The organism is Actinomadura sp. KC06 (assembly GCF_004348735.1).
Lineage (GTDB): Bacteria > Actinomycetota > Actinomycetes > Streptosporangiales > Streptosporangiaceae > Spirillospora.
This window is the reverse complement of sequence record NZ_SMKT01000058.1, coordinates 37,161-48,094: the sequence shown is the minus strand read 5'-3', so window position 1 is coordinate 48,094 and position 10,934 is coordinate 37,161. Positions and strand designations below refer to the sequence as shown.

At 71.3% G+C, this 10,934-nt stretch carries 13 protein-coding genes; 10 read left to right on the top strand and 3 right to left on the bottom strand.

Annotated features, from left to right (window positions below):
- Positions 1-90 precede the first annotated feature (90 nt).
- The 3 genes from E1287_RS19975 to E1287_RS19965 all read right to left on the bottom strand — a co-directional run bounded on the left by E1287_RS19975 (position 91) and on the right by E1287_RS19965 (position 2,498).
- On the bottom strand, positions 91-1,065 hold the full coding sequence (locus E1287_RS19975) for an LLM class flavin-dependent oxidoreductase (protein WP_165969099.1): 975 nt from the start codon (positions 1,063-1,065) through the stop codon (positions 91-93).
- 66 nt (positions 1,066-1,131) lie between these two features.
- Positions 1,132-1,941: an IclR family transcriptional regulator gene (locus E1287_RS19970; protein WP_131966550.1), complete on the bottom strand. Its 810-nt coding sequence runs from the start codon at positions 1,939-1,941 to the stop codon at positions 1,132-1,134.
- Positions 1,942-2,069: 128 nt separating this feature from the next.
- Positions 2,070-2,498 (bottom strand): DUF3237 domain-containing protein, encoded by a 429-nt coding sequence (locus E1287_RS19965; protein WP_165969098.1) that lies wholly within the window; start codon positions 2,496-2,498, stop codon positions 2,070-2,072.
- Positions 2,499-2,598: 100 nt separating this feature from the next.
- Here E1287_RS19965 and E1287_RS19960 point away from each other — a divergent pair, with 100 nt between their 5' ends.
- The 10 genes from E1287_RS19960 (at position 2,599) to E1287_RS19920 (ending at position 10,904) form a co-directional block, all read left to right on the top strand.
- Complete coding sequence (locus E1287_RS19960) at positions 2,599-3,111, top strand: VOC family protein (protein WP_131966548.1); 513 nt, start codon at positions 2,599-2,601, stop codon at positions 3,109-3,111.
- 14 nt (positions 3,112-3,125) lie between these two features.
- Positions 3,126-4,202, top strand: a complete 1,077-nt coding sequence (locus E1287_RS19955; protein WP_131966547.1) for a hypothetical protein — start codon at positions 3,126-3,128, stop codon at positions 4,200-4,202.
- A complete protein-coding gene (locus E1287_RS43835; RefSeq protein WP_165969097.1) occupies positions 4,199-4,726 on the top strand; it encodes a hypothetical protein in 528 nt (175 codons plus the stop codon). Before E1287_RS19955 ends, E1287_RS43835 begins: the two co-directional genes overlap by 4 nt.
- On the top strand, positions 4,723-5,496 hold the full coding sequence (locus E1287_RS19950) for an SDR family oxidoreductase (RefSeq protein ID WP_165969096.1): 774 nt from the start codon (positions 4,723-4,725) through the stop codon (positions 5,494-5,496). The genes E1287_RS43835 and E1287_RS19950 overlap by 4 nt, the downstream gene beginning before the upstream one ends.
- A gap of 190 nt (positions 5,497-5,686) precedes the next feature.
- Positions 5,687-6,877 (top strand): ABC transporter substrate-binding protein, encoded by a 1,191-nt coding sequence (locus tag E1287_RS19945; RefSeq protein ID WP_131966545.1) that lies wholly within the window; start codon positions 5,687-5,689, stop codon positions 6,875-6,877.
- 4 nt (positions 6,878-6,881) lie between these two features.
- Positions 6,882-7,760: a branched-chain amino acid ABC transporter permease gene (locus E1287_RS19940; RefSeq protein WP_131966544.1), complete on the top strand. Its 879-nt coding sequence runs from the start codon at positions 6,882-6,884 to the stop codon at positions 7,758-7,760.
- Positions 7,760-8,620 (top strand): branched-chain amino acid ABC transporter permease, encoded by an 861-nt coding sequence (locus tag E1287_RS19935; RefSeq protein WP_131966543.1) that lies wholly within the window; start codon positions 7,760-7,762, stop codon positions 8,618-8,620. The genes E1287_RS19940 and E1287_RS19935 overlap by 1 nt, the downstream gene beginning before the upstream one ends.
- The gene (locus E1287_RS19930; RefSeq protein ID WP_207934327.1) at positions 8,613-9,365 is read left to right on the top strand and encodes an ABC transporter ATP-binding protein; all 753 of its coding nucleotides are present in this window, start codon (positions 8,613-8,615) and stop codon (positions 9,363-9,365) included. Before E1287_RS19935 ends, E1287_RS19930 begins: the two co-directional genes overlap by 8 nt.
- Positions 9,366-9,399: 34 nt before the next feature.
- The gene (locus E1287_RS19925; protein ID WP_243719227.1) at positions 9,400-10,107 is read left to right on the top strand and encodes an ABC transporter ATP-binding protein; all 708 of its coding nucleotides are present in this window, start codon (positions 9,400-9,402) and stop codon (positions 10,105-10,107) included.
- Between the two features lie 26 nt (positions 10,108-10,133).
- Complete coding sequence (locus E1287_RS19920) at positions 10,134-10,904, top strand: glucose 1-dehydrogenase (protein WP_165969095.1); 771 nt, start codon at positions 10,134-10,136, stop codon at positions 10,902-10,904.
- Positions 10,905-10,934: the final 30 nt, after the last annotated feature.

Below are 10,934 nucleotides of genomic sequence, written 5' to 3'. Positions count from 1 at the left end.
CGATTCCCCACTCCTGACCGGCACGGCCATTCTCAGGGTTATACGGGAACGAAGTCCGGAGCCGTGTCCGCATCGCTGAGCTCGGTACGTTCAAGTCGATTTGCCCGGGGCCAGGCCGGTGATCACGTCCGCATAGGGCCACGCGCCGTCCACCGGTACCGGGTACAGGACGGGGAGGTCCACGCCGGCTTTCCGGTACTCCTCGATCCGGGCGCCGCACGCGGCGGCGTCGCCGTGGGCCACGAACGAGTCCGCGACGTGCTGCGGGACGTGCCGGACGGCACCGGCCCAGTCGCCCGCGCGGGCCAGCTCCTGGACGATGCCGAGCGGGTCGCCGAACAGGCTAGGCGCCGCGGGATGCAGGGCATAGCGGGGAACGATGGCGCACGCCCCGCGGGCCGCGGCCTCCGCGTCATCGGCCAGGCAGGTGTGGACGACGCAGACGATCTCGACGTCCGCCGGTTCCCTGCCCGCGTCTGCCGCGGACTCGCGCACCGTCGCCACGGCCTCCGCCGCCCGCTCCGGTGACATGAGGTTGAGGATCACGCCGTCGGCGATGCGGCCCGCCAGCCGCAGCATGCGCGGGCCGAGCGCGGCCAGGTGGATCGGCAGGTCGGGACGGTGCGGCGGACGGTCGAGCGGCACCCGGCCGGTACGGAAGATGCCGCCGCTGAACCCCGGCTCACCTGCCAGGACGGCGCGGACCACCGCCACGTACTCCTCGACCATCTGGAGCGGTGGATGCTGCGGCAGGCCGAACTGGGTGTTCTTGGCCGCGTTGGCGAGGCCCAGGCCGAGCCGGAAGCGGCCGCCGGACGCGTCGTCCAGGAGCGCGGCGGTCTTGGCGGCCAGCACGGGCGGGCGCAGCGCGGCGTTGGCGATGGCGGTGCCCACGGACACCGATCCGGTCGCCGCGATCAAGGGATGGCAGAGCGTCAGGGCGTCGCCGTTGACCTCGGCGACGAAGACGGCGTCGTACCCGGCGTCCTCGGCGGCGCGGGCCAGTTCGCCCATCTCCGCGGGAGGCAGACCGCTGTTCGACGCGATGGACAGACCGAGGCTCATGCCCGACATCATTGCAGAACAGGTTTCTGTAGAGCAGACCCCGGTGCCGGGCGAGGCGGGCAACGGCTAGATGATCAGTTGGTCGATCTCCTGCACCGCGCCGGTGAGGGCTGAGACGATCTTGCGGCGGGTGGGGACGTTCATGCGGCTCGCCGGGACGGAAATGTTCAGGGCCATCGGCGGACGGTTCGAGCGAGGCAGGGCCATCGCCACCGACATCACGCCTTCCTCACTTTCCTCCTTGCTGGTCGCGTAGCCCTTGCGGCGGACGTCCTTCAGCGCTTCCAGCAGGGCGTCGCGGGAGTCGATCGACGCGCCCGTCATCTGTTCGAGCTTCGGCTCGGGGTACAACTCGATCAGGTCGGCGTCCGGCAGCTGGGCCAGCATGGCCTTACCCGTCGAGGTGCAGTGCGCGAGGATGGACCGGCCGAGACGGGACCCCACACGGACGGCGCGCGGGCTTTCGATCGAGTCGATGAAGCGGACCATCTGCCCTTCGAGGGTCCCGAGATGGACGGTCTCCTGCAGTTCCCCGTTAAGGCGCTCCAGCACGGGACGCGCGCGTTCGCGCACGTCGAGGCGCCCCAGCAGCGAGAAGGCGATCTTGTCGAGCGACGGCCCCGGCTCGTACATCCGGGACTGGCGGTTCTGCCGGACGAAACCGCGATACTGCAGCATGGCGAGGAGCCGGTGAGCGGTCGACGAGGCCACCCCGAGGTAGTCTCCCGCGTCGGTCAGGCGCAGGGCGCCGCGTTCGCCGATCAGCCAGAGCAGTCGGAGGGCGTTGTCGACCGACTCGATCGGGTACTGCGGGGGCGCGGAGTGCTCCGGCTCGATGGGCGGCTCCGCGTCCGGACGTGCGGCGTGATCGGGCATTGGTGCCTTTCTGGCGGTCGTCATGGAACGCAGGTCTCGTCCGCGTCGGGCAACGCACCCGATCGGGATCCTCCATTATCGCTCCGATGCGGGCGTCTCTCGCTCCGATGCGGGCGTCGCCGTCCGGGTCAGGGACCGGCGGTCAGGGCGTACAGCTCGTAGACGAGCGTGCTGCCCGTACGGCGGCCCATGCCGACCGCCTGAATCTTGTTCAGCCACCCGTACCGCTCGTCGTCGGTCTCGAAGGTGGGGGCGGTGAAGATGACGCCCCCGTCCGCCGGCGGCCGGTCCGCCTTCCCCCGGTAGGTCATCGCGATGACGGCGCCGTCGTCGGTGCGCAGCAGGATCCGGGCGTCCACGCTGACCGTGGAGTCCGCGTGGACGCGCACCCAGTCGCTGGCGCTGCGCCCGAGCTGGCTCGCCCGGACGCGGTCGCCCTCCCACCGGCAGTCGGCGGCCTCGCCGACCAGCCGGCCGCCCTCGGGGGTGGACGGCAGCATCGTCTGCCGCTCGATCGTGATGGTCAGCGTGCCCAGCGGGTCCAGCTCGATGCCCACGCGGGTCTCCTTCTGCTCGGGGGTTGACATCCGGATGCACAGAAAAGCATTCTGCATTGAAGAAATCAACAGACACCCTCGCTGATCAGAGAGGCCAGCCATGACTGGATTCGCCCGACCTCGCGGCCTCAACCACGTCGCGTACGTGACCCGTGACACCGCCGCGACGAAGCGCTTCTACACCGAGCTGCTCGGCCTGCGGCTGGTCGGCTACGCCATGGACGACAGCGTGGGCAGCACCGGGGAGCCGACGACCTTCCTCCACACGTTCTTCGAGATGGGGGACGGCTCGTGCCTGGCGTTCTTCGAGATCGAGGGCGTCGACGTCGATCACCACGAGTCTCCGCTGCCGCGCTGGGCGCCGCACATCGCGCTCTCCCTCGACAGCCTGGACGAGGTGGAGGCCGCCCGCGACCGCCTGACCGCGGCCGGGATCGAGGTGAAGGGCGTCGTGGATCACGAGGGCATCTGGTCGTCCATCTACTTCTTCGACCCCAACGGCGTGCGCCTGGAGCTGACCTACCAGAACCGGCCGCTGAACGACGACGACGCGGCGGCCGCGGAGAAGGCGGTGAAGGCCTGGCAGGACGAGCACGGCCCGGCCAACGCATGACGGTCGCGTCCCGTATGACGCTCGCGTCCACCCCGTACACGGTGGCCGACGACGACGCGGCGCAGGACCTGTTCACGCGGAACGGCTGGGGCGACGGGCTGCCCGTCATCCCGCCCACGCCGGAGCGCGTCGAGAGGTTCGTGGCCGCGTCCGGCATCCCGGCCGATCGGGTGATCGGGGAGATCGCCGAGCAGGGCGCCGCGCTCACGCTGGAGAAGATCGCGATCAACGCGGTCGCCGCGGGCTGCCGCGAGGAGTACATGTCGGTGCTCGTCGCGACGGTCCGCGCCCTGACCCGCGAGCCGTTCAACCTGCACAGCACCACGGTCAGCGGCGCCACGGCGCCGCTGCTGATCATCAGCGGGCCGGTGGTCGACCAGCTGAACGTCAACACCTCGTTCAGCGTGTTCGGGCCCGGCCACCACGCCAACGCCACGATCGGACGGGCGGTCCGCTTCGTCCTGCAGAACCTGTGCGGCGGCATACCGGGCGTCCTGGACAAGGCCACCTTCGGGCATCCGGGCAAGTACACGTACTGCATCGGCGAGAGCAGGACGTCGCCGTGGCCGCCGCTGCACGCCGACCGGGGCGTGCCGGCCGAGGAGAGCGCGGTGACGGTCTTCGCGGGCGAGGCGCCGGTCAACGCGCGGAACGACTGGGCGAGCGAGCCCGGCCCGATCCTCGCCACGATCGCCGACGCGATGCTGCCGTGCCACTACACGGACGGGAGCTTCGTCGTGGTGATCGGCCCCCGGCACGCCGAGATCATCCAGCGTGCCGGGATGGACAAGGCGGCCGTGCGCGAGGAGCTGTTCCGCCTGGCCAGGCGCAGCGTCGGAGCGCTCAGGCGCGCGGGCCGCCTGCCGGGCCCGGCGGCGCCGGACGCCTCGACGCCGGACGGCGAGGACGAGCTGCGAACCGTCGTCCGGAGCCCGGAGGACATTCTGATCACCGTCGCCGGAGGCGACCTCTACGGATATTCCGCGGTCGTCCCGTACTGGGTCGGCGGCCACGAGTCCGCGCCCGTCACCGAGGCGCTCTCCGCGCAGGAGGCCGAGAGGTGCCGGATACCGCAGAGGGAGACGCCATGACCGGACGACTCGTCGTCCTCGATCCGACCGCCGACGTCCCGCACGAGACGGCGGGGTCGCTGCCCCGCCCGCGGTCGCTGTCCGGCCTCGCGGTCGGGTACCTCGACAACGGCAAGCCGAACAGCGACCGCTTCCTTGAGCTGCTGGCCTCGAGGCTCCGGGAGGACGGGGCGAAGGACGCCGCCTGGGCGCGCAAGCCCAGCATCGGCCGCGTCGCGTCCGGCGAGATGCTCGACGACCTCGCCGCGAAGTGCGACGTCGTCGTCACCGGGGTCGGCGACTGCGCCGGGTGCTGCTCGTGCACGGTGCGGGACGCGATCGCGCTCGAACGCCGCGGAATCCCGGCCTACGTCGTGTGCACGACGGAGCTGGTCACCACGGCCAGGATCGCGGCGCGGGCGGCGGGCGTCCCCGACCTGCCGCTCACCGTCATCGACCATCCGCTCGGGTCGCTGACCGGCGACCTGCTCGCCGCGCGTGCCGAGGACGCGAGCGGCCAGATCCGCGCGCAGGGGGACCGGTGAGCGCGGGCGAGCGGGTGGCGATCGTCACCGGCGCGGGCCAGGGGCTCGGCCGGGCGTACGCGACCCATCTGGCCGGGGCGGGGAACCGCGTCGCCGTCGTCGACGTGGCGGGGGACGCGGCGCGGTCGGCGGCCGAGTGCATCGCCGCGGACGTGGGCGCGGACCGGGTGAGCGCGTACGAGGCCGACGTCACGGACGAGGAGCAGGTCGGCGCCGTCGTCCGCGCGGTGGTCGAGCGCTGGGACCGGGTCGACGCGCTGGTCAACAACGCCGGCGGGGCGCTGCTGCCGTCCGGGCCCTTCGACTCGTTCAGCCGGGCGGACTGGACGAGGGTCCTCGACGTGAACCTGACCGGGCAGTGGCTGTGCGCGGCGGCGGTCGTCCCGCACATGCGCGCGGCCGGCCACGGCAAGATCGTGAACGTCAGCTCGACGATGGTGTCGAAGGGCCTGCCGGTCGGGCTCGCGCCGTACGTCGCGGCGAAGGCCGGGGTGGTCGGCCTGACCCGGGCCCTCGCGCGGGAGCTCGGCCCGGACGGGATCCGGGTGAACGCCGTCGCCCCCGGCTACATCCCGGTCGAGACCAGGAAGACGGTGCACACCCCGCAGGCTGCGCAGGCGCTGCGGGAGCGCATGAAGACCGAGCAGTGCCTGCCCGTGGTCGGCGTACCGGACGATCTCTGCGGCGCGGTGGAGTTCCTGTGCTCCCCGGCCTCGGACTTCATCACCGGGCAGGTCGTCAACGTCGACGGCGGCTGGGCGCACGGCTGACGGACGCCGCGCCCGCGCCCCGCGTCGCCCGACCAGCGGAAACATCCACCACGTAGAGACCGGAAGGGTCTTTACGCACGACCCCATAATCGCTATTCTCCAGAAACTAATTCTGGAGAAAAGAGAACCTCCCCGCCGAGACCGTGCCTGGCAGGTGCTTCGCACGCGCATCAGATGAAGGGATCCCACGATGATCAGAACCGGCACCGCCGGTCGCGTCGCGGTCGGGCTGACCGCCGTCTCGCTGGCCCTGGCGGCCTGCGGCGGCGAGGGTTCGGGCTCGGACGACGGGTCCGGCACCTACAAGATCGGTCTCGTCACCAGCTCCGCGGGGCCGTTCGCCAGCAACTCCAAGACGATGGAGGCGGGCGCCGAGTACGCCGTGAAGCTGCTGAACGAGGCGGGCGGCGTCAAGGGCGCCAAGCTGGAGCTGGTCAAGGTCGACAGCCAGAACAAGCCGGCCACCACCGCGACGCTCATCCCGCAGCTGGCGGCCAAGCAGAAGGTCCTCGCGATCGTCGGCCCGGTCGACAGCGCGGGCTGCGAGGTCGCCTGCAGCGCGGCCAACAAGCTCAAGGTGCCGATCGTGAGCCCCGGCGCGGCCCGTCCGGGCGTGCTGAAGAACGCCCGCCCGTACGGCTTCACGATCGCCCAGCCGGACGCCGACAACAGCACCCCCGTCCTCACCAAGATCATCCAGAACCGGAAGCTGAAGCGCGCCGCGATCATCAGCGACGAGGCCAACGCCACCACCAAGGCGCAGGCCGACCTGTTCCGCAGCGTGTTCGGCGCCAACGGCGTCGAGATCGTCAAGAGCGTGACGTTCAAGAGCGGCGACTCCAGCTTCGCCTCGCAGGTGACCTCGCTCGCCGCCGCCAAGCCGGACGTGCTGGCGCTGGCCGCCGGCCCGGACGACGCGGGCCGGATCGCGCGGGAGGTGCGGAGCCAGCGGCAGAGCTTCGCGCTGCTCGGCACCGGCTCGCTGCAGTCCGGCGGCGCCGCCTACGTCGCGGCGGGCGGGAAGGCGACCGAGGGGACGCTCGCCGCGGCCCAGTACGACCCGCACAGCGAGACGCCCGCGGCGAAGGCGCTGCTGGAGAAGGCACAGGCCGCCACCGGCCAGGCCGACATCTCGCTCAACTTCGCCTACGCCTTCGACGCCGTCCACATGATCGCCAAGGCCATCGAGGAGAAGGGCGTGAAGACCGACTCCGGCGCCGTCGCGAAGGCCCGGGTCACGGTCCAGGAGAGCCTCAACGCCATGCAGAACTACCAGGGCATGGCCGACGCCACCACCTTCAAGGACGGCATCGCGCAGCGGCCGCAGCTGCAGGCGGTCGTCCAGAACGGCAAGTTCGTGATCGACAAGAGCGCCGGCTGACCGCATGCTCGCACAGCAACTGTTCAACGGTCTGTTGCTCGGGGCGACCTTCTGCCTGGTCGCCCTGGGCTTCAACCTGGTGGTCGGCGCCATGGACCGGCTCAACTTCGCCCTCGGCGAGACGGCGATGCTGAGCGCCGTCCTCGGCGCGCTCATCATGACCGAGACCCCGGTGCCGTTCCTGGTGAGCTTCGTCGCGGCGACGCTGATCGGCGGAGGAGTCGCGGTGGCGGTGTACTTCGTCTCGTTCCGGTTCGTGTCCGCCGACTTCCCGACGGCGTCGATCCTCAGCAGCCTCGGCTGCGGGCTGGTGCTGACCGCCGTGGTCACCAAGGCGTTCGGCAGCCACCAGCGCTCGGTGCCGGACGTGCTGTCCGGCGTCCGGCTCGACCTCGGCGTCTTCACGGTGTCCGGCGCGCAGCTGGTGATCCTGCTGCTGGCGACGCTGCTGACCGCCGGGCTGTACGTGTTCCTCGAACGCACCCCGTGGGGCACGGCGATCCGGGCGGTGTCGGACGACGCGACCGTCGCGGGCCTGCTCGGCGTGCCGGTGCAGCGGGTCATCCTGCTCACGTTCGCGCTCTCGGGCGTCCTGGCCGGGGCGGCGGGGCTGCTGACCGGGCTCGCCTACCACTCGATCAGCCCGTTCGACGGGTTCACCACCACGCTCACCGCGCTGATGATCATCGTGCTGGGCGGGCTCGGCAGCGTCACCGGCGGCGTGTTCGCGGCCCTGCTCATCGGGCTGATCCAGACGCTGACCGTGGCCTACCTGTCGGCGACGCTCCGCGACCTGATCGTGTTCATCCTCGTCGGCATCGTCCTGCTGGTGCGGCCGCAGGGGCTGTTCGGCCGGAACGCCGGCGTGTTGGAGAGGGTCTGATGTCCAGCTTCAACGAGGCGGTCGTCCTCCAGGTCGGCATCAACGTGCTGCTGGCCCTCGGGTACTGGATCGCGGTCTCGACGGGCAAGTACTCGTTCGGCCACACGGCCTTCATGGCGATCGGCGCCTACACCGCGTCGATCCTGACGCTCAACTTCGCCTGGCCGCTGCCGCTCGCCATGGCCGCGTCGGGCGTCACGGCGGCGGTCGCGGGCGCGCTGATCGGGTGGATGGCGCTGCGGCTCTCGCTGCTGTACCTCGCCATCATCACGTTCGTCTTCTCCCAGCTGATCAACCTGCTGATCTCGCAGTGGGACTACGTCGACGGCGCCAGCGGCATGGTCGGGATGACCGGGACGACGGTGCCACTCGTGCTCGGGTGCGTGCTGCTCGTCGTCGGGTACCTCGTCCTGCTGAGCAGGTCCCGGCTCGGCCTCGCGCACAAGGCGATCCGGGAGGACGAGCGCGCCGCGATGGCGTCCGGGCTGCGCATCACGCGCATCGCGGTGGGCGCGTTCGCCACGTCCGCCGCGGTGACGGGCGTCGCCGGGGCGCTGTCCGCGCACCAGCTCATGGTCATCACCCCGGAGCTGTTCGGCCCGCACCAGGCCCTCGTGATCATCCTGTACTGCGTGCTCGGCGGGGTCGAGTACTTCTGGGGCGCGGCCATCGGCGCCATCGTGCTGAGCCTGCTGCCGATCTACTTCGACTGGCTCAACGAGTGGTACGAGATCGTCTACGGCCTGCTGTTCGTGGCGCTGATGATCGTCCGTCCGCAGGGCCTGATCGGCCGGGGCGGCGACGGCGGGATCAAGCTGCCGCGGCTCGTCCCGCGACGGGAGCGTGAGTCCGTTGGCTGAGCCGCTGCTGCGGGTGTCCGCGGTGACCAAGAACTTCCAGGGCGTCGAGGCGCTCGGCGCGGTCGATCTGGACGTGGCGAAGGGGTCGGTGCACGGCGTCGTCGGCCCGAACGGCGCGGGCAAGACGACCCTGCTCAACGTCGTCTCCGGCTACGTGCCGCCGGACGCGGGCCGGGTCGTCCTCGCCGGACGGGACGTCACCCGCCTCACCCCCCAGCGCCGGGTGCCGCTCGGGATCGTCCGGACGTTCCAGAACATCCGGCTGTTCGGCGGGCTGACCGTCCTGGAGAACGTGCTGCTCGGGCAGCACAGCCGGGCGATCACCGGGGCGCGCTCGCTCTGGCCGCTCAGGACCGGCACGGACCGGCGCCTGCGCGCCCAGGCCGAGGAGTCCCTGGAGCTGTTCGGGCTGACCGCCTACCGCGGGCGGCGGGCCGCCGAACTGCCCTACGGCCTGCAGAAACAGCTCGAAATGGCGCGCGCCCTCGCGGCCCGGCCGCGGGTGCTGCTGCTCGACGAGCCCGCGAGCGGGATGACCGCCGAGGACCGGCGGTCCCTCGTCCCGAAGATCCGGGAGCTGCGGGACGAGGGGCTGACCGTCGTCGTGGTGGAGCACGACATGGACGTGATCTCGAACATCTGCGACCACGTGACCGTGCTCAACTTCGGTCGCAGGCTGACCGACGGACCGCCCGGACGGGTGCTGGCCAGCGAAGAGGTAAGGACGGCCTACCTTGGCACCTGAACGAGAAGACGCGGCACCTGAACGAGAAGAGCTGTTGCGGATCACGGAGCTGCGCGCCGGGTACGGGCGCGTCACCGGGGTGGCGGACGTGAGCGTCGAGGTGCGCCGCGGCGAGCTCGTCGCGGTGCTCGGGCCCAACGGCGCGGGCAAGAGCACCGTGCTGCGCGCCGTCTCCGGGATGATCCGCCCCTGGTCCGGCAAGGTCGCCCTGGACGGCCGGGACGTCACCGGCCTGCGCAGCGACCTGCTGGTGCGCGCCGGCATGGTGCACGTGCCCGAGGGGCGGCGCGCGCTGCCCCGGCTGACCGTCGAGGAGAACCTGCGGGTCGGCGCGTTCACCCGCCGGGACCGCGCGGAGGTCCGGACCACGCTGGACGAGATCTTCGACCGCTTCCCTCGCCTCAAGGACCGCCGCGCGCAGAAGGCCGGGACCCTCTCCGGCGGCGAGCAGCAGATGCTGGTGATCGGCCGCGCGCTGATGGCCAAGCCGAAGCTCCTCCTGCTGGACGAGCCGTCGCTCGGCCTGTCGCCGCTGCTGGTCCGGGAGGTGTTCGCGATGATCAGAACGCTCGCCGCCGACGGCCAGACCGTCCTGCTGGTCGAGCAGAACGTCGCCCAGGGGCTCGCCGTGGCGGACCGGGGCTACGTGCTCACCGCCGGGCGCGTCACCGCGTCCGGCGCCGCCGCCGAACTGGCGGAGGACCCGTCACTGCTCAAGGGCTACCTCGGCTCCAGCGAATAGCCGCACTCGAACAAGGGAGAGTCACTTTGCCGTCGCCGTCCCGCCGCCGTTTTGAGGAGAGGTCCGTCATCGTCACCGGCGCCGCGTCCGGCATCGGCCGGGAGACGGCCGTCCGCTTCGCCCGCGAGGGCGCGCTGGTGACCGTCGCGGACATCGACGAGGAGGGCGCCCGGCAGACCGTCGAGGCCATCGCCGCCGAGGGCGGCACCGCGCGGGCCTGCCGGACCGACGTCTCGGACCCGGAGGCCGTCCAGGCGATGGTGGACGGCGCGGCCGAGGCGCACGGCGGGCCGCACGTCCTGCACAACAACGCCTACTGGGCGCCATTGGGCCGTCCGGTCGCCGACACGACCTTGCCGGAGTGGGACAGGACGATCGACACCACGCTGAAGAGCGTCTTCCTCGGCTGCAAGTACGCGATCCCGCACATGGTCGCCGGGGGCGGCGGCGTGATCGTCAACACGGCGTCCACGGCCGGGCTCGTGGCCAGCCCGAGCTTTGCCGCGTACATGGCGGCCAAGGGCGGTGTCATCGCGCTGACCAGGTCGGTCGCGTTCGACTACGGCAAGCAGGGCATCCGGTGCAACGCGGTCGCTCCGGGGCTGATCAGGACGCCGGCCACCGACCCCGTCTTCCAAGACGAGGACCGGCTCGGCTTCCTCACCGGCAAGCTGCTCGTCGGGCATCCCGGCGAGCCGAAGGACATCGCCGAGGCCGTCCTCTACCTGGCCGGAGACGAGTCCCGCTTCATGACGGGCCAGACGCTCGTCGTGGACGGCGGCCGCCTCATCGCATGAGAACCGAACAAGGACGAAAGGTGCGTGAGC

What these genes read in the sequence shown, in the direction of transcription:
- E1287_RS19960 (WP_131966548.1), top strand. Translation starts at nt 2,599, where the DNA reads ATGACTGGATTCGCCCGACCTCGCGGCCTCAACCACGTCGCGTACGTG.
- E1287_RS19940 (WP_131966544.1), top strand. Translation starts at nt 6,882, where the DNA reads ATGCTCGCACAGCAACTGTTCAACGGTCTGTTGCTCGGGGCGACCTTC.
- E1287_RS19945 (WP_131966545.1), top strand. Translation starts at nt 5,687, where the DNA reads ATGATCAGAACCGGCACCGCCGGTCGCGTCGCGGTCGGGCTGACCGCC.
- E1287_RS19970 (WP_131966550.1), bottom strand. Translation starts at nt 1,941, where the DNA reads ATGCCCGATCACGCCGCACGTCCGGACGCGGAGCCGCCCATCGAGCCG.
- E1287_RS43835 (WP_165969097.1), top strand. Translation starts at nt 4,199, where the DNA reads ATGACCGGACGACTCGTCGTCCTCGATCCGACCGCCGACGTCCCGCAC.
- E1287_RS19935 (WP_131966543.1), top strand. Translation starts at nt 7,760, where the DNA reads ATGTCCAGCTTCAACGAGGCGGTCGTCCTCCAGGTCGGCATCAACGTG.
- E1287_RS19955 (WP_131966547.1), top strand. Translation starts at nt 3,126, where the DNA reads ATGACGCTCGCGTCCACCCCGTACACGGTGGCCGACGACGACGCGGCG.
- E1287_RS19975 (WP_165969099.1), bottom strand. Translation starts at nt 1,065, where the DNA reads ATGAGCCTCGGTCTGTCCATCGCGTCGAACAGCGGTCTGCCTCCCGCG.